Origin of the sequence: Listeria weihenstephanensis, from assembly GCF_003534205.1 — a bacterium.
GTDB lineage: Bacteria > Bacillota > Bacilli > Lactobacillales > Listeriaceae > Listeria_A > Listeria_A weihenstephanensis.
In genome coordinates, this window is record NZ_CP011102.1 from 2,804,816 (window position 1) to 2,829,617 (window position 24,802).

Below are 24,802 nucleotides of genomic sequence, written 5' to 3' on the forward strand. Positions count from 1 at the left end.
TTTTATTTTAGACTTTGCGAGAAGTTTTGTAAAGCTTGCTAAATAGCCAACTGCATTCATCGCCTTGGGTACTCAAAAACAGAGTCTTTTTAGGGAAGCCAGTATATAACTTCCTAAAATAGACTCTGCGATTATTATTTCATTTTAAGTTAGCTTTACTATAAAACTAATTCCCATGGTCCCCATTCAGCTGCACCTGGAACGTCTCCTTGTGTCCACCATTTCGCTTTGTAAGTTTTCCCTTGATATATGGCAGTGTCTCCCGCAACGTAAATGGAGTCAGCTTTCCATGTATCTCCAGCTGGTAATGCGTTTACTGTGACTGCCACGGCATTACTTGTTACTGTACTAGTTCCTGTAGCAGAACTATCCGTGTTGGTTACAATGCAATAGTAATAACTTGTACCTACTACGCTTGTTGGTGCATTATAGGTTGCACTAGTTGCGCCACTTATTGCTGTGCCGCCAGTGTTCACTTTACTAGAAGCTTTATACCACTGGTAACTGAGTGTTCCTTGTGATACATTTGCTCCTATTGTAAGACCCGCTGCTCCGCTCAAAGTAGTTGCCTTATCAGTTGGTTGGCTTGTAATAGTAGGTGTTGCTGCACTACTTGTAGCACTAACGACTACGGATACCGCATTACTTGTCGTTGTTGCTGTCTTGATTCCTGTCGCTGTATTGTCCGTATTGGTAACAACGCAATAATAGTAGTTGGTACCCTCCGCATTTGTTGGTGCATTGTATGTTGCGCTTGTTGCACCACTTATTGCTGTACCGCCAGTGTTTACTTTGCTAGAGGCTTTATACCACTGGTAACTAAGTGTCCCTTTAGATACAGAGCTGACTACCGTTAAATCTGCTGCGCCACCTACTTTTATAGTTTTATCAGTTGGCTGGCTAGAGATTGTTGGAGCTTTAGCATCTGGTGACGGTTGAGCGGAATCATTTGCTGCTTTAATAATTGGCGCAATCGTATTTACAAAATTGTTTCCGTTCGCTTCATCCCAACCAATGGACCATGTCATAATTCCGCGGTAAGTAGGATATTTGGCAAGCAAGGTATTTAGAGCGGAAGCATAGACTGAAACGCTTTGTGCCCCATTACCTGCACCGTTCGTGGAAGGTACTCCAAAAGCAACTTGATCTGGTCGTAGCCCTGCAAAAGTCCCTTTATCCATCGTTACAAATCCTGTAATCAGCATCTCAGAAAGGCGAGTGTATCCTTCTGCAGAATAAACTTGTGCAAAAGGTGCACCGGCATTTGCTGATGGCTGTAACCAAGCGAAGTCGCCATTAAAACCGTTATAGTATTGCGGGTGAATGTATGTCAAAATGTCACGAGTAGCGTTAAGAACCGGTAGAAATGCTCCACCATTACCTGTGCTGATTGCCCCATTTTGAACATAGCAATACTCAGGGGCCGCAGAAATAATGAAGTCAGATCCGTAAGTAGTTTTCAGATTGCGGAGTAAATATTCCAAGTTGATGGACTGCTGTGAAGTAAGTTGGCCAATTTTGTCAGTACTCATAACAGCTATGGAACTACCCTCGAAATCAACATCAAAACCGTCAAATCCGTATTCATTAATAATACTTTTAACTCCGCTCAAGAAAGTATCTCGCTGCGCAGCATTATCCATATGAACAACACCATTTTGTCCACCGCAAGAAATAACAATTTTCTTACCTTGCGCTTGTAACGTTTTAATATCTGCTTTAAAAGCTGCTATTTGCTGTGCCTCTGTACCTGGATAGACTGCCGAAAGATCCATTGCTAAATTCGGCGTATAGTAGTTTCCTTTCGTCTCGATAAATGAAACGTTGATGACATCCCAGCCCGAACTTGCTTGAGCTAATGTTTTTTTCGATCCACCGTTGCCACCCAGCCAGTAACCTATGTTCACATGCGGTTTAAGTTGTGTACTTGATGCCGCAGATACATGTGTTGTGAATGCCATCACGGCGGAGAGTACTAGAATAATAGCTAATCCTGCTGTCAGAATATTTCTTTTCAATGATACGTTCATGAAAAAATCCCCCTAATATAATCATTATTATTACCGTGGTGAGATACTCTGATGTTACTTCCCTCTAAAAAAATTCCCAACCTTAAATAGACGCTAACCTTAGTAAGTGACCAAACAATACATTTTTTCCAACTAGTAAAAATCACCCTTTCGTATCATTCTATTTTTCACTAGATTTCTTCTAGGTTGATTGGGAATTGTCTTTGTATTAATGAACTAGTTGATGGACATTTATTCTCGCTATAAAAGAATACGCTTCCATGGATATTATTATCAAAAATTCCCATATGTTCATATTAAGATAAAGTTATACAAATGTCAATTTTAACCGCTAATTTCTGAATATGATTCTGTAGTAATTTTTTTCTCCTCGTGCATTGAGATATGCTTATGTTGCACATTTGCAAAAAATGATGCAGTGACAAAGACAATCGAAGCAGACATTATTTAGATAATATGTAATAGCTTTTATATCCTGATAATCAAGTAGACGGTTCAATTTCATGCTAGACATGTATGTTACTACAGTGCTCAGTTGCTGATATTCACTCAAATTTAGCGAGCCTTTAATTCGTGATAGTTGTTGTTAATATCCATGGATATACAACTCTAGCATAGGATTTACTCGTATAGCTATATTTGTAAGCCTCGCAGTCATCATAAATGCCCCTGCTGTTGGGTAGGCTCTTACCACTACTTGGTCGCACTCAGGACCTTCACCCGTTAAGGTTTATCCATACTGGGCAAACTAAAAAGTAGCCCCTGTTGAGAAGACTACTCTTGTTTGTTTTGTGAAGAATTAGCCTATCAAAGCCTAGGACATGACCTCTTCTTATCAATTTTATATACGAGAACTATCAGTAATATCCATACACCAATTGTAGCAACATAGCCTAATATGAGATTAGTATCTTCACCCGCGACCACATCCATTGTAGCTGCTGACGTATTATATATTTTTGATACAGTAAGAAGCATTAGATTTTTCAAATCAAAACCGCCTAAATTAGGGACAAGTAGCATATACAAAAACAAAGCAATGATACTAACTAGTGTTGACCTTACAGCAGTTGTTAATAGAAAAAAGAATACTCCAAACAAAATGAGAACCACTGATTGATAAAGAAACTGTAAGGGTACCTCTTTCAAATAGTTCACGCTTGTATTTGCCTGTACACCAACGAATAAATTAAATAAGTATTGGATAACTATGGAGAGCAATGTAGTAACCAAAACTACGCCAATTGCCATGATTATGATGGAAAAAAACTTACTAAAAAAAAGATTTTTATAACCTTTTAATAATAACTGATTTTTGATAGTCTTGTGCTTAAAGTCAAAGAATGCCACATGACAACTATAAATACCAAAAATAATAGGTAAAAATAATATCGCGATGGATGTAAAGATTTGATTTGGAGCATTTAACGGATTTAATGCCACTTTAGCTGCAATCACACGATAATAATCGTATTTCAATATGTTACTTATTTCCTCAGAATTACCATCCGTCTTAATTTCTAACTCCTCCGAAAGGGCTTGTTTCAGCGTAATACCATCTTTTTCATACATTTCCATTGAACTATTAAATCTAGCCTCTTTTAGATGTAAAGAATTGTACTGCGAATAGCTAGAAAAACTACATAATATAACAAGAAACATAAATAATGTAATAATATACTTCGCCTTCCACTGATAAAAAAATTGAACCTTAACATTATCCCACAAACTTTTCATACACCTTCTCCAAATCTGTAAAATCATTTATATCTACCTGAACTAGCTTTTTGTCATTAATAACGAAAACTTCATCTAGTATTTGATTGTAAAAATCAAATTGATGCCCACAAACTAGAATAAGTGTTTCTTTTTTACATGCTATTAATAAATTTTTGACCTGTTTTGCAGTATCATAATCTAGACCATTAGATACTTCATCTAAAATAAGCAATTGTGGGTTTGTAAACATAGCGATAAGAATGGCTAGAATCTTTTTTTGGCCAAGTGAATAGGATTTCACTTTTCTATTTAATACACTCTCATCTATGTACTTCAACAGCAATTCTCGTTCGCTATCTCCCAAATTTTTGCCCACTAATAAAGCAATATTATCAAATGCATTTAAATTACTATATAAATGTGATTCATCAAAAACTGTAGCAACATTTACTGGTTTTATAACTTCACCAGAGTAGTCTTCAAAGCCCATAATGCAGTTAAAAAATGTTGTTTTACCAGCACCATTTTTTCCTAAGAAAAAAATAATACCTGCGGAATCAAGTAGCATATTAAAATTTGATAGTATAGTTTTATTTTTGTACTTTTTCTCTAAATTTATAATTTCTAGCACTTTTACACTCCTTTTCATTCCGATAAGTATCGACTAAAGTTGAAGCAGTTACAATTTGGATAAACTTCCCATTGTAACTGCTTCAGTACTTCAATATAACATGCCTATTTTAGATACCCTGAACCATTTGATTTTACTCGATAATAGTCTGATCGGTCGAACTCTGCAAATGAAACATCACCCCAAGGACTTGGTGAGCCAATTTTATACGTTTTTGTCCCTCTATAATCTTTATATCCCGTACCATTTGCATAGTTTGTTATTCCAGCTTTTCTAATTATATTAGGAAAAATATATTGTGCTTCTTGCCATTTGCTATTTTCTGCTACAGTAGTACCATTATATCTGTAATTTATAAAATCTTTACAATATGCTGCAAACCCACCTCTTTTATAAGAATATGTCTTATTTTTGAAAGCTGATGCTCTAAGTAAGCTTGGCGTAGCCTGCACATTATCATCTGTTACTTCCTCAACTCCGACATTATCAATTTCAGAAATTGCTTGGGACGCATCTACATTGAGTTGTTCTACTTCCGTTACCGCATTTAAATCGCTAACATTTTCTTCTGCATTAACATTAAGAGCTGGTGCCACTACTGTGAGTAAAAATGAACAAGATAGCGTTAGCGCTATCATTTTAACTTTTTTACTACTAATTACGTTCTGCATAATCTAATCTCCCTTTTCTCTGTATTTTATTAACAGTCCTTATTATATACTTCCCTTCAAATAATGTCAATGATTACAATGATATGTAAATAGAGAATTTCAATTTGATGGCAGATAGCCTTTTCAGCATGTTTTTTCGTATAGCGTTGCCTATCTAGATCTTACTTCCATATTCCGATCCCAAAATTAGCATTAAACCATAAAAAAGTGGTTCTATAATAAATGTTGGGGTAGAAAATAATCTACCTCAGCATTTTTTTGTTCTCATTTCAAGACAAAAAAATACACAGTAATATCAAAATCCTTTAAGATAAAAGTGACGAAACCCAATCCAAAGGAGCGATATTACCATGCCAGACCATTTTATCATACAACTCATCGGTTTAGAAAATAAAAACATCCAACTTCTTGATTATTCGATTGAAAATCATATCTGCCACATTCATATCCAACTAAAACGAAAAAAACATGCCTGCCCCTCTTGTAAAACACGGACAGATCGCATTAAAGACTATCGTACGCACACTTTCCAACATCTAAAAGTCGCAGAAAAACGTGTCTATGTGCACTATCGAAAACGCAGATATGCTTGTTCCTGCGGAAAATCATTTGATGAAAAAAATCAAGGACTTGTGGCACGCTATCAGCGTTTTTCAACGCTTTGGCACCAAGCGGCCCTTTTTCATAGTATTTCCGCTCCGTCCTTTACTTATACTGCCAGAACGTTTGGGACCACCGCACCTAAAATTATGCGTCTATTCGACGCGCGTACAGAAGCCTTTTCCACGCCTCCCGTCTCTCTTCCTAAGGTCATCGCTATCGATGAGTTCAAGGGAGATACCGACAAAGGCAAATTTCAACTCATTATCGCTGATCCCATGACTCGTCGCCCCATTGATATCTTAGAAAACCGTCGCGCCAAAACCATTCAACGTTATTTAAGAGAACGCGGGCAGCAGGTAGAGATGGTTATCATGGATTTGAGTTCGACCTTCAAAAACGCCGTGCAACAAGCCCTTGACAAACCAGTTATTATTGCCGATTCTTTCCACTTCTCTCGCTACATCTATTGGGCGCTGAATAAAGTCCGCGTTCGTGTCCAACAACGTTTTTCAGAAAAAGATCGAAAACACGGGAAACGGATACAAAAACTCCTTTTCAAGCGATCTCATAAGCTGGACACAGCGCAAAAAAGCATCATTCGCCGTTACTTAAGCTTGCACCCTGATCTACAAACCGCCTACACCATCAAGGAAGCCTATCAGGCTTGGTTTGATGCCAATAAAGCACAAGAACGCCACGACGTTCGTCAATCCTTACACGATTTCTATCAACTCGTACAAGACAAACAGCTTCCAGAATTCATAAAAGCTATCGGTACTTTCCGACGCTGGGAAACAGAAATCATCAATGCCTTCATTTACCCACATCTGTCCAATGGTTTCGTAGAAGGAATTAACAACCGAACCAAAGTTATCAAGCGCACTTCTTATGGCTATCAAAACTTTTCACGATTCCGTGCCAAAATACTTGCCCAGCATTTTATCAAAGATTTTGACATTTCTGTAGGTTAAAAAGAGGTACAAGCCATTGTTTCTCTAGCTTGTACTTCGATATTTCACCCCAACAATTGACAAAGAGCCAAAAAAGTAGCCTCAAATCAAGAGGCTACTTTTTTATGAGAATCATATTAACCAATCGAACCTTCCATTTCGAACTTAATCAAACGGTTCATTTCGACAGCGTATTCCATTGGTAATTCTTTTGTAAATGGCTCAATGAAGCCCATGACGATCATTTCTGTTGCTTCTTCTTCTGTTACGCCACGGCTCATCAGATAGAATAGTTGTTCCTCGGATACTTTGGAAACTTTTGCTTCGTGTTCTAAGGAAATGTCGCTATTCAAAATTTCATTGTAAGGAATTGTATCAGATGTGGACGCGTTATCCATAATTAACGTATCACACTCGATATTCGAGCGAGATCCTGCTGAATTACGACCAAAGTGAACGATACCACGATAGGTTACGTTACCGCCTTGTTTGGAGATTGATTTTGAGACGATAGTTGACGATGTGTTTGGCGCCAAGTGAAGCATTTTTGCTCCGGCGTCTTGGCGTTGGCCTTTACCAGCAATCGCGATAGAAAGCGTCATACCACGTGCGCCTTCACCGCGAAGATGAACGGCTGGGTATTTCATCGTTAATTTCGAACCGATGTTTCCATCAATCCATTCCATTGTCGCATTTTCATCACAGAAAGTACGCTTGGTTACGAGATTGTACACGTTGTTTGCCCAGTTTTGGATCGTTGTGTAACGGCAATAAGCATCGCTTTTAACAATGATTTCAACAACCGCTGAGTGAAGGGAATTCGTCGTGTAAACGGGAGCGGTACAGCCTTCCACATAGTTCACGCTTGCGCCTTCGTCCACGATGATTAACGTCCGCTCAAATTGTCCCATATTCTCCGAGTTAATGCGGAAATAAGCTTGTAGCGGTGTATCGACTTTCACGCCTTTTGGAACGTAGATGAACGAGCCACCTGACCAAACTGCTGAGTTAAGCGCCGCGAATTTGTTGTCAGTTGGCGGGATAACTTTTGAGAAATACTCGCGGAAAATATCTTCGTTTTCTTTGAGCGCTGAATCTGTATCTTTGAAGACGATTCCGATGTCTTCAAGATCTTTTTTCAGGTTATGGTAAACTACTTCGGATTCGTACTGCGCGGAAGCTCCGGCAAGATATTTCTGCTCTGCTTCGGGAATTCCGAGTTTGTCGAAGGTGCGTTTGATTTCGTCGGGAACCTCGTCCCAATCGTTTACCGTGTGGTCCGATGGCTTCACGTAATAGCGAATATCTTCAAATTTCAGTTCGGATAAGTCGCCACCCCATTGCGGCATCGGCATTTTATAAAATTGTTCTAAAGACTTCAAGCGGAAATCAAGCATCCACTGAGGTTCTTCTTTAATACTTGAAATTTCTCTCACGATATCTTCTGTCAAGCCGCGTTCACTACGGAAAACGGACGTATCTTTATCATGAAAACCGTATTTATACTCGCCCATTTCTGGAATTTCAGTCATAGTCAAGATCCTCCTTTAAACTTCTTATTTCTTTCCTTCGAATTCAAAAATGGCACGTTCCATGGCTTTCCATGAAAGAGTTGCGCATTTGATTCGAGCTGGGAATTTAGCAACGCCTGATAAAGCTTCGACATCACCGTTTTCGTCGATCACATCATGTTCGTGACCCTGTACCATTTCTGAAAAGTCACGCGACATTTTGAGGGCTTCTTTTTCTGATTTTCCGATAATACTCTCGGTCATCATGGAAGCACTCGCCATCGAAATCGAACATCCGCTACCTGTAAATTTGGCGCCAGTGATGGTTTCATTTTCCACTTTGAGATGGAGATGAATTTCGTCACCACACGTCGGGTTATTCAGGTCAATCGTGACACTTTCATCGTCGAGCGTGCCATTGTTGCGCGGATTTTTGTAGTGATCCATAATAACTTGGCGATATAATTGATCTAATTTGCGACCACTCATAATCCGAAATACTCCTTTGTTAGCTTGAGGCCAGCGATAAACTGGTCGACCTCCTGCTTGGTATTATATACGTAAAAACTTACTCTGGCTGTGGAGGACGTATCCAACCACTTCATGAGCGGCTGTGCGCAATGATGTCCAGCGCGAATTGCAACGCCTTCTTCATCAAGCACTGTCGCGATATCATGGGGATGTGCTCCTTCTAAATTAAACGTAATCAGTCCGCAACGCTTCGTCGCGTCTAGTGGACCATATATCGTAATGCCGTCCAGCTTCTGCATTTCTGCCATCGCATAGGCGGTCAATTCTTCTTCGTGATTGTGAATCAGGTCAAAGCCAATCGTTTCCAAATAGTCAATCGCAGCGCCAAGACCAATCGCTCCTGCAATGTTCGGCGTCCCCGCTTCCATTTTCCACGGCAGTTCTTTCCATGTTGAGTCATGTAACTCGACAAAATCGATCATCTCGCCGCCAAATTCCGTCGGGTTCATCGCATCAAGCAATTCCCGTTTCCCATAAAGCGCGCCGATTCCAGTCGGAGCCATCATTTTATGCCCCGAAAAAGCGTAAAAATCAGCGTCCAATGCGAGTACGTTGACCTTCATATGCGGCACAGCCTGCGCGCCATCAACAACGATAACCGCGCCAACTGAATGCGCCAAATCCGCAATCTCGCGAACCGGTGCAATCGAGCCGATCACATTAGAAACGTGAGCAATCGCGACTATTTTCGTTTTCTTGTTGATCACTTTTGCAGCATTGGCAAGCGTAATCGTCGCGTCCGCGTCCAATTCAATATAAACTAGCGTCGCGCCTGTCCGTTTCGCCAACTGCTGCCACGGAATCAAGTTACTATGATGCTCCAAGTGGGAAATCACAATCTCATCTCCCGCTTGCAAATTCGCGTCACCATAACCGTTTGCAATCATATTAATCGCCGTCGTCGTCCCGCGCGTGAAAATAATTTCCGCCGTCTCGCGTGCACCGATAAAGCGCGCCACCTTCGCCCGGCTTCCTTCATAAGCATCCGTCGCGCGAGCCGCCAGCGTATGAACACCGCGGTGAACGTTCGCATTTTCCCACTCATAATACTTCATGACCGCATCTAAGACCTGCTTCGGTTTTTGGGAAGTAGCCGCATTATCCAAGTAAGCAAGCGGTTTTTCGTTAATCTCCTGCTTTAAAATCGGAAAATCAGCCTGAATTTTTTGGGTTAGCGTCATGTTAGCGCACTTTCCCTTCGATAACTTCCTTCAGTTGAAGTTTCACACTTTCGATTGGTAATTGGCGTACAACTGGATCAAGGAAACCGTGAATAACAAGGCGTTCTGCTTCTTGTTTCGAAATTCCGCGGCTCATTAGATAGAAAAGTTGCAACGGATCCACACGACCAACTGACGCCGCGTGACCAGCTACTACATCATTTTCGTCAATTAAAAGAATCGGATTGGCATCTCCACGCGCTTTTGGACTAAGCATCAACACGCGAGATTCTTGTTGCGCATCCGATTTCGACGCACCATGCTTAATATGACCAATACCGTTGAAAATTGTCGTCGCGCTATCTTTCATCACACCATGTGACAAAATCGTGCCCAGCGATGCCAAGCCGTAATGCGTCACGCGTGTCGTAATGTTTTGCGTTTGCTTACCACGACCAACCGTCACCGTTTTCACGTCACTGACAGACCCATTGCCCATCAAGTTCGTCGTATTTTCATTAATCGTGTCGCCATCATTCATCAAACCAAGCGCCCACTCCACACGGCTATCGTTTCCAACATGTCCACGGCGGCTAACATAAGTCGTCGCGCCACTTCCCAGGTTGTCCACCGCACCGAATTTAATTTGCGCATTGTTCTTTGCAATAACCTCAGCAACAATATTCACAATACCTTTATTCTCCGCGTTAAGTGTCACATAGTTCTCCACGTAAGTCACAGCGCTGTTATCATCCGCAACTAGCAACACATGATTCACAAGTGGAGAGCTCGCATTTTCATGTGCAAAAACCGCTTGAATCGGCTCTTTCACTTCCACGTTTTTCGGTACATACAAGAACAATCCACCGTTCACAAGCGCCGTATGGAAGGCCGTCAAACGACTTTCATCCACTTTTACCGCTTCGGTCATGAAATATTTCTGTACCAGTTCCGGATGTTCCTTCGCCGCCGTGATAACATCCGTAAAAATAACACCAGCATCCGCCAATTCCTTGCTCAAATGCAGTCGCGCCGGGCGATTATCAATTTGAACGTACACATTCGCGTCCTCCGCAACTAACGCCTGAACACTCTCCGGTAACGCCTCATTCGTCACACCCGCTTGAAAAGCCGCATAAGCCTCAAACTTCGTGAAATTCCAGCGATCAATCTTCGTTTTATCTACAAATGGCAATGCTAATTCCGAAGCTTGTTGCCATGCATTTATCCGTAGCTCTGTTAACCAGCCAGGCTCGCCTAAATCGCCTGAAAAAGCACGGATAAAATCATCTTTTACAGCTAAATTTTCTGTCATGATTTATCCCTCACTCTCTTATTTTTGGTCAACGGTTTCTTCTTCTTCGTCAAACTCGATACCAAGTTCTTGCTTAATCCAGTCATAACCTTCGCCCTCTAAGCGCTTCGCAAGTTCAGATCCGCCACTTTTCACGACTTTCCCTTGCATCATTACGTGTACAAAATCAGGCTCGATATAGTTCAACAAACGTTGGTAATGGGTAATAATCAAGCAACCAAAACCTTCGCCACGCATTTCGTTAATTCCTTTAGAAACGACTTTCAGTGCATCGATATCAAGACCTGAATCGATTTCATCTAAAATCGCAATCGTCGGCTCAATCATCAATAATTGCAGAATTTCGTTACGTTTTTTCTCTCCGCCAGAGAAACCTTCGTTCAAATAACGCTCAGCCATTTCTTCGTCCATTTCCAAAATAGCCATTTTCTCGTCTAATTTGCGGATATATTGCATCAATGGAATTTCTTTACCTTCTTCACGACGGCTATTAATCGCAGCACGCATGAACTCGGCATTTGTAACTCCACTAATTTCACTCGGATATTGCATGGCTAAAAATAGACCAGCACGGGCGCGTTCATCTACTGCCATTTCCAGAACATCTTCCCCATCAAGTTCGATAGTCCCTTGTGTTACTTCATATTTAGGATGCCCCATAATTGCTGAGGATAGCGTCGATTTACCAGTTCCGTTAGGTCCCATTATTGCGTGGATTTCCCCAGTCGAAATTTCTAGGTTAACCCCTTTTAAAATCTCTTTACCTTCTATTTCAACATGTAAATCTTGAATTTTCAACGTTGACATTAAAAATTACCTCCTAATTTTTTCGCATTATTTTTCATTACGTATGGTTCTAGTTTAGTATAATTCTAATCTAATTACAACTATCCGAAATACATTCTTTTTAAATAGCTCTTACTTTGTGTTAGAGCCTCGCTTCTCCCTCCATCGTTCATATTATCACTCACTGAATGACACTTGAGAAAATCGCCAATTAGCGTTCCCTACTAGTGTACCAAAATGCCACACCGAAAACACTCAAAAAGGTTTAAAAAAGGATTGTCGAAACGCAGTCGATATGCTATGGTTGTGTTAGTATAACAATTCTGGAATACCCAAGATTATGGGAGGCATATTTAATATGAAGAAAGCCATCATCGCATTAGCTTTGATTGTCCTGTCGGTAGCCTTATTTTTAACGGCTTGTACGTCGCCAAAATCAGAGTTCATGTCATCTTTTCGAAATACCGTAAAAAACAAGCAATTTACAACTTTAATAACGCTGCAACCCGTGGCAATATCAGGATTTGAGGAACTTAACCAGTTGAACCCAGATGCCCTAATTGCAAGCAATGTAACCGTCAAAACATCGCGTGACAGTGATCGCGATTTAACCTATAATACATTTGGCGTTCATGTCGGCGGCGTCCCAACAATGGATATAACCGCCCATTCGTTCCAAAACGGCAGTACCGGCAAAATTTTTGTACCTGTCAATGATTTTTTTCAAACAGCAACACCTGTCACGAACCTGCTAGATTTAGCGACCAATTCAGTATTTTCCAAAGTACTTGCCGAAAACGAAGACTTAAAAGACAAACAACTGGATCTATTACAAACGTGGCAAAATGTAACCAATCAAGTCATCGATGAAAAAACGGTGGACGAGCAAGCCGACCAACTTCAAGCAATCGAAGGAAAAACCGCTTTCCTAATCTATGAAAACTTGAATAAGTTAGATAAAAGTCACTATCAAACAGAAAATGGGACGATTAAACTCACGCTTAGCAAAAAAGAACTCGCCGAATTGGCAAATGCTTGGCTAGAAGAATTCCGCTCCAATCATGATTTTATAAGTTTTTACGCAAACGTGTCGGGACTAAAAGAATCGCAAGCAAAGGAATCATGGAATGCTAGTAGTAGCGATATGCAAGAAACGCTGAAGGCGCTCATTCAGAATAAGAACATCCAACTGAGCACGGTGATGACCTTACATCCTGACGCAGACAAAGGTATTAAAAAGCTAGTTATAACCGTCGATTATGCCAATCAGGAAAATCATCAGAAACTAAAATTCAACTTTACGATGGAGCTTCTAGACTTTGAGAAAATTCCTGAGTCTCCGAGTAAGGCAGATATCGTTACGAAGAAAGAACTCGATAATGTGATGACCGACGTTATACAAGCGCAGCGAAAATGATTATCGCGTACGTCTGATAGTACAATCACCATTACCTTATTGGGACCCACATTACTGATTTTCATGAAATTCTTAGATTCCCTTCCTTTTGTTTTCATCCGTTTTCTGTAATATAGTCTTTGTAAACAAGATAGCTTTTACGTTTCCCCCCTTTTTCGTAATTGACTATCCTATCCTTTTTTCAAGCTAGTTCCCCTGCTAGCTTGTTTTTTTATTTCTGGAACGAAAAACAGGCGTATCGAAAATCTAATGACAGATTTCCGATACGCCTTTTTCTTATTCATCGTCTCGCAATATTCACCGTTGTAAACACGAATTTATCATACCGGTGGCGCGATTTCGAATACTCGAAAGCCATCCCATTATTCAAATAAACCGTTTGTTCAACTTCAATCACCGGGTCCATCTCCGAACAATCAAGATAATCAAAATCCATTTGTCCCGGCTTATCCGCCCGAATTTGCTTATAGGAACTCGCAATTTTCAAGTTCAACCGTTCGCGAATATACGTATAAATCGAATGCTCCAGAACTTCCTGCGTCACACCAGGAATCAGCGCAACAGGCATGCACGTATGCTCTAAAACATAAGGCTCACCGTCCACAAGCCGTGCCCGAACAATATCATAAACCGGTGTTTCTAGATCAATATTTAATCGTTCGGCTACATATTTATCAGGAAATGTCACCTGGAACTGCACGATTTTACTTTCTACATCGCGTCCTTCCAGTAACTTTGTAAAGCCGTTCACTTCCTGACTATGAATATTCAATCGATCCATATCAAGCGCTGACTTAATGATAAACGTTCCGTGCCCACGCTTGCGATACAATAACCCTTCCAAAACAAGAACCTCAAGTGCCTTCTTCATCGTCATGCGGCTACAATCAAATTCTTTTGCAAGTGTCATTTCATCTGGAATTGGTTTATCAAGCGAATATTCTTTGGCGAAAATACGCTTTTTCAACGCCTCCGCGATAAAACTATATTTTGTCTGATTATTTGCCATGGCGCTAAACACCTCTTTTTTCTTTCTATTCTATCACAAAAATTACTCAGCGAAACCATGATTATCGGAAAGCTCTTTATACCAGCGACCAGAAGATTTGATTGTCCGTTTGTAATCTTGATCTAAGTTCACTTCCACCAAGCCGTAACGGTTTTTGTATGCATTTGCCCACGACCAACAATCCATAAATGTCCACAAATGATACCCTTTACAGTTCGCACCTTCCGCCATTGCTTTATGCAACCATTTCAAATGATCCTTAATAAACGCAATCCGGTAATGGTCATCAATGTATCCATCCGCTGTACGATAACGATCCTCGCCCTCAACGCCCATCCCATTTTCAGAAATGAAGAACGGAATGTTACCATAATTATCACGCAGATTAATCGAGATATCATAGATCGCCTTCTCGAAAATTTCCCAACCCCGATACGGATTCATTTTGCGATAGGGCATTTCATAGTTATCAAATAAATGCTCTGGCATAAGCGGCGCATCTGGGTGAGTTGCATACTCCTTCGCTTTTACACGGCGCGGCTGATAATAGTTCACGCCAAGAATATCAATAATATTGTTCTTAATAACCGCCAAATCTTCCTCCGTATAGGTCGGTAAAATAGCATGTTCCTTCAAAATATCTACCAAATCAGCCGGAAATTCTCCTTTTGTCACAGGATCTAGGAAACTGCGATTAAAAATCAAATCGGCAATATGTGCTGCGCGAATATCAGCTGGATTTTGGCTACGTGGATAAGATGGCGTCAAGTTCAAGATGATACCAATTTCCCCATTTTGTTTGAGTGCATGGTATTCCTTCACCGCAAGCGAATGCGCAACCGTCGTGTGATACGCCACTTGCACCGCCCGTTTGAAATCGACAACATTCGGATAATGCGCATCATATAAATAGCCCATCTCAACCGGAACAATCGGCTCGTTAAACGTAAACCAATGCTTCACTCGATCACCAAACAGCTCAAAACACGTTTTTGCAAAAGTCGCATACGCACTAACAACTTCACGGTTTTCCCAGCCACCGATTTCCTGCATCGACATCGGCATATCAAAATGATACAAGTTCATAAACGGCTCGACACCATTCGCTAACATTTCGTCAATTACACGGTTATAAAAATCAACAGCTTTCGGATTTACCTCACCAATCCCATCAGGAATCAAGCGCGACCACTGAATCGACGTCCGGAACGAATTATGTCCCGTTTCCTTCATTAACTGGATATCCTCTTTATATTGATAATAGAAATTAGACGTGTTCGCAGGCCCAACATCATTGAAAAAACGACCTGGTTCGATGTCATACCAATGATCCCAAATACTCGATTTTCTGCCATCCACATCAGCAGCACCTTCCGTTTGCGGACCAGAAGCCGCACTACCCCACCAAAAATCTTGCGGAAATTCATATTTCATCATTTCTACCTCCAAGAGACGAGCATCAAACGCCCGTTTAATATCTTTATTATACCCTATTTATTTAAAAGTATAAACTTATAACTCGTCAAAGGTATATTTGATGTGAAAGTAAAAATACTCAATTGGATTAAAAAAATCATTATGAGTGGTTTATCTTAAATGCAGTTCAATTAGAGATGTGCATGTATCATCTTTCTTGTTATTGTATCATCATACCTACGCGGTCACTTCAAAAGCGCGATTGTTGATACAATAGCATTTCAAGCGTTTTATAACTATTTAACACATGACTACATTTGACTATAAAAACAAATTATTAGGGGCGAACTAGAGCAAAGATGGATTATATGAAAAACACCGATCGCGTTCTGATCGGTGTTTTTTGCGCCCTTCACTCCAAGGCTTTTCTAGCCAATGGCATTAACTCTTTAAGTTCATCTTCTGTAAATAATTCTTGGTTTGAGGGAATTCTAATGCGTAGCTCTAGGAATTTTTTCATTAACTCTCTGTCTTTATTTTGCGTCTCTTCTTTTACGTTTGGCCATTGTCCTGTCTCGGCGTAAATCATCACTTCATAAGCATCTTGGGGCGACTTAAAAGCCCTATCGGCGTTTTCCTTTGAGATTGCATAAAATACTGGTTGATCATATGGACCTTGAGGCCAAGATATTTGATATTCGCGTTCTTTTTCAATAACAGCAAAGCCATTACCACGATGAATTTTTTCCAACTGTCCACATCCCAGCTATAAATTTATTTATCCCATAACGGGCAGGGATATTCAGGAGGTTCATTACTTTGTATATGTTCACGATTACTTAAAACTGTGAGTAGTATTTTATACATAAATTCTTTATATGCTTTCCAAAAATCTTCGAATCCACTCTTTCCAGAAACTGATGCACGTTCGCCAGTCATATAAACTTCAAATTTTCCATTCGTATACTCAATTCTAACCTGATATTCATCACGATGATTTTCTTCCCCGGCAAAAAGTGAATACCTTAATGCTGAATACCCCAATAAGTTAATGTCACGCTGAATCATTTCTTTATATTCTTCAATTTTTGATTCCACTTCATTATCCCCTTCAAAAGACCTAATTATCCCATAATGGACAAGAATATTCTGGTGGCTCTCCATCTCTTACCCTTTTCCTATTTGAAAGGATAGTATCCTGCATTATACTTAGAAACTGATGGAATGCATCAAAAATATCTTCAAACTGGTATTTCCCCATTACACCAGCTCTATCAGCTGTCATATAAACTTCAAAGGTTCCTCCAATTTTTTCAATTCTAATTTGATACTCTTGTCTGTTGTTTTCTGGCCCCTCAAAAATGGAATACCTTAAGTCTCCATAGCCCAATATTTGAATATCATCCTCTAAAATATTTTTATACTCTTCAATTGAATCACTGTTCATTTTACTACCTCCTTTAAAAGTCCTAATTTTTCATACCAGTCGACCACAGTTCCTAGTTGAATCTGAGTGCCTCCGCCTGCTCCAAAAACTTCTGCTACCTTTCCTTGTTGGGGATTTGCTATATCGTCCAAAGTAAAATTATGTTTTCTCATCCCAGTTCTTAAGTCGTTTTGCATCGCAGGAGGGAGGTTCTCAACAGCTTTTTTTACGTTCACCAAGTTTATATCTTGCACCACTTCGTATTGGTAATAAGGCTTTACACTCTCTGGATATGGTAACCCTCTGGTATCATACTCAAGAATCTTACCATTTTCCACAGGACTCGTAAATCTTCCGAAAGAATCTCCATACCTATCAATAACTTGTCCAGCTTTCAAATTTGCATTAACTGTAATTGCTTTTCCGGCCTTATCCACAACAAAACCATCTGCTTTTGGCCATTTTATATCGCCTGACTCATCTAGGTATTTAGGTGAGCGAACCAAGGCTCCCCATTTTGATTCATATGCTATTTCTCCATTTTCTAAAACGATTTTCTTAGGAGAGAAAGGCTTTACAACCGCTCCAACTTCTTCACTTATATTATTGACTTTAGAGCTAGCACTGACATCTTTCACATTTTTTATCTTGCTGAAATCGTTAATACCTTTCGTAATACCCAACACACTAGCCAAAAAGATAGTAGTACTAGCTAATCCATAGGCATCTCCCTTTTTATAGGGTTCTAAATAACTAGACACGATACCATTCCAGAACATCCCCATTGTTCCTGACGGGTCAGTACGCAGGTTTTTCATCAACATAGCCATGCTCTCCAAATGTTTTTCTGGATGTTTCAAACTATCAAGCGTACTTTTCCCAAACCCAAAAATAGAATCTCTCGTAGAAGCGCCAATTTGACGTACCTTATTTCGATCATAATGCCGATAATCTTCTTCAATTTTAGAGGCGTGTGCGCGATCCATTTCCATGAGGCGTCGCATATCTTGGCTAATCCGATGCATCGCTTCACCTTCATTTTGCTGTAATTGCGTCAACTTTTGCCTTAAATAATCATCTAAATCTTCCATCAATCCTTGGTTATGTCGCATGACCCATAATTCATCTGGATCATCTGGTATGCGCTCGATGCTTGGCTGTGACACGCGGAATACCTCGCTTTTGGCATCATCTAAAGCGTATCCCTGCATTTCAGCCGCTTTTTGAAGGCCACGCGCATCAATGAGCATATCCTGATTGCGATAGGTTGGGCTATCTATGTCTTTCAAATCATTCACATAGTTTTCTAAATACGTAAACAGTTTTGTCACCGTTCCTTGTTGCCTAGAAATATCGTCTCGATGGGCACCAAATTCCATCGTCAACGCTTCGGCTAATTTCCCTTGTTGTTGAGCGATGGCATTTTGTACGTTGACTAACACACGGTCTAACGTTTCTAAGCTCGATTTCATTTTATGGAGCGATGTCAATACATCTTCCAATTCCCCTATATTGATTTTAAAATCCATTAGCCTTCGCCTCCTAGCTTTGCATCTGTTTCAATAAATGCATGTACCGCTAGTTGGCTATCAACAAAAGATTGGTTTAATTTCGTAAATTGATCCGCTTTTATTTCTGTTACTAATCCCTCTTTTACCTCCATATAACGTGTCATAAAATCAGGGGAAACTTGCTTATTCAATCTGTCCATGGTGTGTTGAATCTTTGTGGCTTCGGCTTTAAAATCTGATACGGCTTGTTCCCCCTTTTTTAATTGTTTCAAAACCCAAGCTGTGTCAATATCAATTTGCGTTGACATATCATATCTCCCTCCGCAAGGCATTCTCGGTCTGCTCACAGTAGGAAATCATGTCTTTAGCTTCCTCTTCTATTTGATTAAGCCTATGTATCATTTTCTCCTCTATTTCGTGATTTTCATCTTGAATCCCATTTTTCCTGTTCTTAATACCATCCACTATACTTTCTAAACTACGTTTTCTAGCAGATATCGCATGTCGAACTTGTTCGTAATGTGGCATATGGCACTTCCTCTCGTGTTAGTATCTTCCATTACTTATTATAGCAAATATAGACAAAATAAAAAAGCCTCCACACGAAGGGCTTCATAAATCATTGGAAAGGATCAGCAATGTCTGTTGCAGAAGCACTCGCGCTCATGATCGGCTTTGGAAGCTTTTTAGTTTCCTTAATCGGTCTAGTAGTCAAGATTGCTAAAGCAGTACAACAAGACAAAGAATAGCCATCTACCTCAACTTTGACCGGTTGATAGATGGCTATTCTAGCATTTATAAATAAGTCACTGTTCTTGGAAATCTCTACTTGCGAAGAGGGTTGTGTTACTAGCACGACTCTCTTTTCATATTCATTATAACAAAATTCCTATTCCCACGCAACATTTCTTCTCCTCCCCTCTTGCTAACCGCCCCCAACTAGGCTAAAATATAAACATGTCGTATATGTCTAGGAATATGGCCCAGACGTTTCTACTTAGCTACCGTAAATGGCTAAACTACGAGCAATAGCATACTCGATTTCTGCTTTTTAGGTAGGATCGGTTCTTTTTTGCGATGGCTCATCTTTGAAAAATGTGCGACAACACAATTCAGGGAGGCTTTTTTTAATGGAAAAATTGTTTAGACTACGAGAAAATAAGACAACGATTAAAACAGAAATTTTGGCGGGGTTAACGACTTTCTTGTCAATGGCTTACATATTATTTGTGAATCCGTCCGCACTTGCAACAACCGGGATGGACATGAGCGCGGTATTCGTTGCTACGGCTCTTGCGGCTGTCGTCGGATCGTTACTCATGGGACTTATCGCGAACTATCCAATCGGGTTAGCGCCTGGAATCGGACTTAGTTCTTTTTTCGCGTACACGGTTTGTGCACAGTGGGGCATTCCTTGGGAGACCGCACTATCTGGCGTTTTAGTGTCCGGTTGTGTGTTTATCGTCTTGACTGTTACAGGAATTCGTGAAAAAATTATTAACGCAATTCCAACCGAGTTAAAATTCGCCGTGGGTGCAGGGATTGGTTTTTTCATCGCTTTTCTTGGCTTGAAAAACGCGGGGATTATCGTTGGAAATAAGGCGACACTCGTGGCACTGGGCGATTTGCATAATAGCGCTGTCCTGCTCGCTGTTTTTGGTATCGTTATTACCATTATTCTCATGACTTTAAATATAAATGGAGCGATTTTTATCGGGATGGCAGCGACTGTTATTGTCGGCATGATTTTCCAACTAATCGATGTTCCAACTCAAGTCGTGGCACCGATTCCAGATATTTCGCCTACTTTTGGACAAGCACTCTTTCACCTTGGCGATATTTTCACACCACAGATGTTGATCGTCATTTTGACATTCTTCTTCATTGATTTCTTTGATACGGCTGGAACACTCGTTGCGGTAGCGAATCAAGCAGGATTCATGAAAGATAACAAAATCCCACGCGCAAGCCGTGCCTTGTTCGCTGACTCCTCGGCGACGATTGTTGGCTCTATTCTAGGAACCTCTACAACAACTTCTTATGTAGAATCGACAGCGGGGGTTGCGGTTGGCGGACGTACCGGATTGACCGCGATTGTCATAGCAATTTGTTTCGGACTATCGATGTTCTTTTCACCACTGCTCGGCGTTATCACAAGCGCTGTAACGACTCCTGCCCTAGTGATTGTCGGCATTCTAATGATTGGTAACGTGGCACATATCGACTGGTCCAAATTCGAAATCGCCGTTCCTTGTTTCATGGTTATTTTGATGATGGTACTTAGTTTCTCGATAGCATCAGGAATCGCGCTCGGCTTCATTTTCTACCCGATTACGATGTTCTTCAAAGGTAGATACAAAGAAGTCCACCCGATTATGTACGTATTAATGATCTTATTTATCTGCTATTTTATATTTGTTGTTTAAAAAAAGTTGGGCGTCATCGCGCCCAACTTTTTTAATGGTTTTCATAGTAGTCATAGCCTCGCCCCACATCCGCCAAGCTATGCGAATCCGAGCCATAAACCAATTCAATCCCCAATCTTCGCGCCTCATTCACTACATCAAGCGGTGGATACGTTTTTTCACAAAATTCCTTGTAAAGTCCCGCCGTGTTCCAATCCAACTGATATTCCCGCGCCTTAACATCCCTCAGCAAATCTGAAATATGGAGTCGCGTATCCTTTTTCATCCCAGTTTCTTCATTTACAAAAAAGCGCTGAAACTTCTGGCAAAGTGAAATATGCCCCAATCGCGTCGGCTTCGCTGGCCCTAAGTCAGCAAACAACGATTCTCGAATCAACGCATAATACCCCTTCTGAACTGCATCAAAGCTACCATAATACTTCAAAATTCCCGCCTCAAAATCCTCCGCTGAAAAATCAATAAAGCGCCAACCACCGATACCTGGCATAAAGTGTAGCGACAAAACACCATCATCCATCTGCGAACCATACTCCCTAAGCAACGCCCGCGTATCCTGCTCAAACCCCGGCAAAAAATCCACTTCCAAACCGACATGAATCCGAATCTGATCTTTATATTTACGCTTCATCGCCTGCGCTCGCTCAAAATAAGCATCTAATTGATCCCACCGAATTGCTGCTGTCGCAATGTCCTCCATCGAATTCGCAATAACTTCCTCAAACGCAGCCGGCATTGGTGGATGCTCCGTAATCGAATAATCCGTGAACCCCAGTCCAATTGCTTTTTCAATCATAGCCTCCACCTTGTCCCCTGAACCGTGTGGACAAAATTCCGTATGCGTATGCCCATCCCATTTTTTCATCCTGCATCGCTCCTTTTTTGTCCATTGTATCAAAAAAAGCCATGATAGCAACTACCATGACTTGATTTGTTTTATTTCACTATAACTGGTATCCGCTTGATCTCTTTAAAATTCGCATCTACCGCTACAATTTCTAATTTATCCGCATTGCTCGTAATTTTTTTGATAATCTCTGTACATGTGTAGGTTCCTGCTATTGGGTCCAAATCAGCTTGCTTCGCGACTTCACCATTCACAAAAAGGCGCACATATTTAATATCTTTACCGTATGTTCCTGTTAGTGTGAGGCTACCAAATGCATAGTCATCCGCTGTTAACGTAAGATCTAGCACAATCGGCTTCACTACAACTGTTGCACGACCAACCTCTACATAAGCATCGTCTACTCCAACAACTTCCACCAAATCGCTATCTTTCAAAATGCTTTTCTTAGCATTCGCAAAAATATAGCTACGATCTTCGTTTATTATGGCTTCTTGCACAGCTTTACCGTTGACCCAAAGACGTACTTTACTGATATTCTTACCGATCGTCCCGGTAAGTGGCAGCATACCAAATTGATATGTGTCCGCTTTTATCCAGTTCTCTAGTGGGGAGCTCGTAACGGTTACTCTCACGCGTTTCACTTCCGCGTTTTGTGCGTCAACACCAACGACTTCCACTAGGTCTTTCTTCGATGTTACAAATTGCGTGATGTTCTTTGCTTGATAAGTTCCGTCTGGATTTGTTGTCGCTTGAGCCACTGATACACCATTGACCCAAAGAGAAACTTTTGCGATGTCTTTTCCGTAAGTGCCTTCGATGTTCGCCGCGTCCACCTGATATCCATTGGCTGTTAGTGCATAATCTTTGACGATGGAACCTGTAATTTTCACAGGAACGCGCATTAGTTCGACAAATTTCGAATCAACGGCTACGATTTCGACTTTGTCTGTTGGTGCCTTGACGTAATTCGCTGCCTTTTCGATCGTGAATGTGCCATCTGTGTTTAATGTGGCTTGTGTTACCGCAACCCCATTGACCCAAAGGCGAACACGCGGGATATTTTTGCCGTATGTTCCTGTTATGGTTGCTTCGCCTAGCTTGTAATCATTCGCAGAAAGTGTGATGTCAGCGCCTTTTGTCACAGAAATGCTCGCCACATTCGCTTTACCATTTAGTGGTTTTGTGATGTATACGGTTAGACTCGTGTTAACTGTTTGTTGTGGTATCGAGACACTATATTCTCCGTTCGCGTCCACTGTACTTGAGCCTAAAACAAGGGAACCATTTCGTACAACCACACCTGCATTCGGTTCACCGGTCCCTGTTACTTCTGTTGTATTTGTTGTCACTGGATTAATCGTGATTGGCGCAATGACATTGAATTCACTTTTTGCCTTATCCAAATCTTTCTGGATACTCGTTCTCGTTGTGTAGTCTATTATCAAATTAACCTGTGCCTGCGCTTTATTCAAGTCTGTTTGGTTTGTTGTTGGTTTGACATGGTTTGCAGAATTATTATCGATGAACAATTCATCCACCAACTGGCGTGCAAGTTCTTCTGGGGTTGGAACCGCTGTTACCCTCAAGTCCGCGATTAAGTAGGATACGTTCTCTACTTGTGCCCAAATCGCAACCGTATCGCCAACTGCTAACGTGCTCGGCGATACAACATTTTTCGTATTTCCGCTTACCGTACTTGTTGTCGTCATCGCGTTATTATTTAATGTAAACTTGTAGGCATATTTCGCCTGTTCCGTATTATCTAACGCAAAAGTTGCCGCTTGATGATCGTCGCTTAATGTGATTCCTTGGAACGCATCGCGCGCTCCAACTAGCGTTTCGGCTTTATTCAAGTAGCCCTGTAGCGTATCTTTTTCTGGAGATGCTTGTAGAATAGCTACTTTCATTTGCGCCTCCGTTACACTTGCTTTACTGGCCGTTGTTGCTACCATTTTAGTCGGATTGCTATCCACAAACAAGCCTAAAACTGCCGCTTCTGCTTCTTCATACGGTATTCCGATGACATCCTGCGTTAAATCCGCAGCCGTGAAACGTTGTCCTTTGGAATTCAGTAAATTCACGTAAATTTTGACTTTCATGCCTTTTTCTAAAGTCACCGCTCCCATATCGATCCATGAGCCGTCTTCATCGTACCGATTCACACGATTTAGCGCTACCTTGTATGTATTGTCTGTTGATGCCATGCCTGTTGTCATCGCGATTCTTGTGCCAGTCGCATTGTAAACCTCTGCGATGAAAACCGTCTGTGATTCGAGTTTTCCAGTGATTCCCGTTGCTCCTTTTAAAGCGCTATCGATTGTTAAAGTGGATTGGATTTTCGTGGTTAGTTGGCTGATCGCCTTATCCAGAATCAATCGTAACTCGGCTTGCTGGATTGGATCTTCTAAAAGGGCAACATCTGCAATCGCATCGTTGACTGGCGTTTGATCTAGTCCCGCTCTGATATCATTTTTTGGGTCTTTCCCTACAAACAATGCGTTGACTTCCGCTTTCACATTTCCGTAGATCGAGCCTTGTACTGCTTGGTTCGCCGCTTGTGCCCCAACTGGTGCCGTCGCGATAACCGATCCTGCAAAAACATTCGTTGCTAAAAAAAGTAATGCTGTTTTCTTCATTATTTTATTCATTCTTTTCGCCCCTTTTTGATTTATTTGTTCATAGTTCTACTTCAATCCTAGCAGTGTCCGCCTCGAAAAAAATACAATATTTCCGCTTTTTGGTGAAAAGTCATGACAATTTAGACATATTTAATCAACACAACTCGCTTATTTCTAGAATATTCTATGAACTTATTGGTATACTGGAGATATTCTTCCTTTTAT

At 40.8% G+C, this 24,802-nt stretch carries 23 protein-coding genes and 1 riboswitch; of the genes, 4 read left to right on the top strand and 19 right to left on the bottom strand.

What is annotated here, in order from left to right; translation table 11 throughout:
- Nucleotides 1–158 precede the first annotated feature (158 nt).
- The 4 genes from UE46_RS13555 to UE46_RS13570 all read right to left on the bottom strand — a co-directional run bounded on the left by UE46_RS13555 (nt 159) and on the right by UE46_RS13570 (nt 5,051).
- Nucleotides 159–2,030: a glycosyl hydrolase family 18 protein gene (locus tag UE46_RS13555; protein ID WP_051493048.1), complete on the bottom strand. Its 1,872-nt coding sequence runs from the start codon at nt 2,028–2,030 to the stop codon at nt 159–161.
- Between the two features lie 807 nt (nt 2,031–2,837).
- On the bottom strand, nt 2,838–3,608 hold the full coding sequence (locus tag UE46_RS13560) for an ABC transporter permease (RefSeq protein ID WP_143812892.1): 771 nt from the start codon (nt 3,606–3,608) through the stop codon (nt 2,838–2,840).
- Nucleotides 3,609–3,747: 139 nt separating this feature from the next.
- Nucleotides 3,748–4,380 carry an ATP-binding cassette domain-containing protein gene (locus UE46_RS13565; RefSeq protein WP_233230937.1) on the bottom strand — a complete coding sequence of 211 codons (633 nt, stop codon included), beginning with the start codon at nt 4,378–4,380 and terminating at the stop codon, nt 3,748–3,750.
- Between the two features lie 104 nt (nt 4,381–4,484).
- Nucleotides 4,485–5,051 carry a lacticin RM gene (locus UE46_RS13570; protein ID WP_118907704.1) on the bottom strand — a complete coding sequence of 189 codons (567 nt, stop codon included), beginning with the start codon at nt 5,049–5,051 and terminating at the stop codon, nt 4,485–4,487.
- A gap of 350 nt (nt 5,052–5,401) precedes the next feature.
- Between UE46_RS13570 and UE46_RS13575 the strand changes: the two genes are divergently transcribed.
- A complete protein-coding gene (locus tag UE46_RS13575; protein ID WP_118907705.1) occupies nt 5,402–6,625 on the top strand; it encodes an ISL3 family transposase in 1,224 nt (407 codons plus the stop codon).
- 116 nt (nt 6,626–6,741) lie between these two features.
- Here the strand turns inward: UE46_RS13575 and sufB are convergent, their stop codons facing one another.
- The 5 genes from sufB to sufC are packed head-to-tail and all read right to left on the bottom strand — an operon-like array spanning nt 6,742 to nt 11,928.
- Nucleotides 6,742–8,136: a Fe-S cluster assembly protein SufB gene (sufB, locus tag UE46_RS13580; RefSeq protein ID WP_036059967.1), complete on the bottom strand. Its 1,395-nt coding sequence runs from the start codon at nt 8,134–8,136 to the stop codon at nt 6,742–6,744.
- 24 nt (nt 8,137–8,160) lie between these two features.
- On the bottom strand, nt 8,161–8,604 hold the full coding sequence (gene sufU, locus UE46_RS13585) for a Fe-S cluster assembly sulfur transfer protein SufU (RefSeq protein ID WP_036059966.1): 444 nt from the start codon (nt 8,602–8,604) through the stop codon (nt 8,161–8,163).
- Nucleotides 8,601–9,827, bottom strand: coding sequence for a cysteine desulfurase (locus UE46_RS13590; protein WP_036059965.1), 1,227 nt, complete (start codon nt 9,825–9,827; stop codon nt 8,601–8,603). Before UE46_RS13590 ends, sufU begins: the two co-directional genes overlap by 4 nt.
- A gap of 1 nt (nt 9,828) precedes the next feature.
- On the bottom strand, nt 9,829–11,121 hold the full coding sequence (gene sufD / locus UE46_RS13595) for a Fe-S cluster assembly protein SufD (RefSeq protein WP_036059963.1): 1,293 nt from the start codon (nt 11,119–11,121) through the stop codon (nt 9,829–9,831).
- A gap of 18 nt (nt 11,122–11,139) precedes the next feature.
- Complete coding sequence (gene sufC, locus UE46_RS13600) at nt 11,140–11,928, bottom strand: Fe-S cluster assembly ATPase SufC (protein ID WP_036059962.1); 789 nt, start codon at nt 11,926–11,928, stop codon at nt 11,140–11,142.
- A gap of 337 nt (nt 11,929–12,265) precedes the next feature.
- On the opposite strand from sufC, the gene UE46_RS13605 reads away from it, so the two are divergent.
- Nucleotides 12,266–13,324 carry an Lmo2079 family surface lipoprotein gene (locus UE46_RS13605; RefSeq protein ID WP_036059961.1) on the top strand — a complete coding sequence of 353 codons (1,059 nt, stop codon included), beginning with the start codon at nt 12,266–12,268 and terminating at the stop codon, nt 13,322–13,324.
- A 280-nt stretch (nt 13,325–13,604) separates the two neighbouring features.
- Here UE46_RS13605 and UE46_RS13610 read toward each other — a convergent pair whose 3' ends face one another.
- The 8 genes from UE46_RS13610 to UE46_RS13645 form a co-directional block, all read right to left on the bottom strand.
- On the bottom strand, nt 13,605–14,333 hold the full coding sequence (locus tag UE46_RS13610) for a GntR family transcriptional regulator (protein WP_036059960.1): 729 nt from the start codon (nt 14,331–14,333) through the stop codon (nt 13,605–13,607).
- A gap of 42 nt (nt 14,334–14,375) precedes the next feature.
- Nucleotides 14,376–15,767, bottom strand: coding sequence for a glycoside hydrolase family 1 protein (locus UE46_RS13615; protein ID WP_036059959.1), 1,392 nt, complete (start codon nt 15,765–15,767; stop codon nt 14,376–14,378).
- Nucleotides 15,768–16,161: 394 nt separating this feature from the next.
- The gene (locus UE46_RS13620) at nt 16,162–16,500 is read right to left on the bottom strand and encodes a hypothetical protein (RefSeq protein WP_036059958.1); all 339 of its coding nucleotides are present in this window, start codon (nt 16,498–16,500) and stop codon (nt 16,162–16,164) included.
- Between the two features lie 23 nt (nt 16,501–16,523).
- The gene (locus UE46_RS13625) at nt 16,524–16,847 is read right to left on the bottom strand and encodes an Imm59 family immunity protein (RefSeq protein WP_118907706.1); all 324 of its coding nucleotides are present in this window, start codon (nt 16,845–16,847) and stop codon (nt 16,524–16,526) included.
- A gap of 22 nt (nt 16,848–16,869) precedes the next feature.
- Complete coding sequence (locus UE46_RS13630; RefSeq protein ID WP_036059957.1) at nt 16,870–17,196, bottom strand: Imm59 family immunity protein; 327 nt, start codon at nt 17,194–17,196, stop codon at nt 16,870–16,872.
- Entirely contained in the window at nt 17,193–18,704 is a 1,512-nt protein-coding gene (locus tag UE46_RS16360) for a TNT domain-containing protein (RefSeq protein ID WP_233230938.1), read from the bottom strand. The genes UE46_RS13630 and UE46_RS16360 overlap by 4 nt, the downstream gene beginning before the upstream one ends.
- The gene (locus tag UE46_RS13640; RefSeq protein WP_036059956.1) at nt 18,704–18,994 is read right to left on the bottom strand and encodes a hypothetical protein; all 291 of its coding nucleotides are present in this window, start codon (nt 18,992–18,994) and stop codon (nt 18,704–18,706) included. The genes UE46_RS16360 and UE46_RS13640 overlap by 1 nt, the downstream gene beginning before the upstream one ends.
- A 1-nt stretch (nt 18,995) precedes the next feature.
- Nucleotides 18,996–19,214, bottom strand: a complete 219-nt coding sequence (locus UE46_RS13645) for a hypothetical protein (protein WP_036059955.1) — start codon at nt 19,212–19,214, stop codon at nt 18,996–18,998.
- Between the two features lie 110 nt (nt 19,215–19,324).
- On the opposite strand from UE46_RS13645, the gene UE46_RS13650 reads away from it, so the two are divergent.
- Both UE46_RS13650 and UE46_RS13655 read left to right on the top strand, forming a co-directional pair.
- The gene (locus UE46_RS13650) at nt 19,325–19,435 is read left to right on the top strand and encodes a putative holin-like toxin (protein WP_077912480.1); all 111 of its coding nucleotides are present in this window, start codon (nt 19,325–19,327) and stop codon (nt 19,433–19,435) included.
- 191 nt (nt 19,436–19,626) lie between these two features.
- Nucleotides 19,627–19,728: riboswitch (purine riboswitch) on the top strand.
- Between the two features lie 88 nt (nt 19,729–19,816).
- Nucleotides 19,817–21,112, top strand: a complete 1,296-nt coding sequence (locus UE46_RS13655; RefSeq protein WP_036059954.1) for an NCS2 family permease — start codon at nt 19,817–19,819, stop codon at nt 21,110–21,112.
- A 31-nt stretch (nt 21,113–21,143) separates the two neighbouring features.
- Here UE46_RS13655 and hisJ read toward each other — a convergent pair whose 3' ends face one another.
- Both hisJ and UE46_RS13665 read right to left on the bottom strand, forming a co-directional pair.
- Complete coding sequence (gene hisJ, locus UE46_RS13660) at nt 21,144–21,974, bottom strand: histidinol-phosphatase HisJ (RefSeq protein WP_036059952.1); 831 nt, start codon at nt 21,972–21,974, stop codon at nt 21,144–21,146.
- A 71-nt stretch (nt 21,975–22,045) separates the two neighbouring features.
- Nucleotides 22,046–24,607 (bottom strand): immunoglobulin-like domain-containing protein, encoded by a 2,562-nt coding sequence (locus tag UE46_RS13665; protein WP_118907707.1) that lies wholly within the window; start codon nt 24,605–24,607, stop codon nt 22,046–22,048.
- Nucleotides 24,608–24,802: the final 195 nt, after the last annotated feature.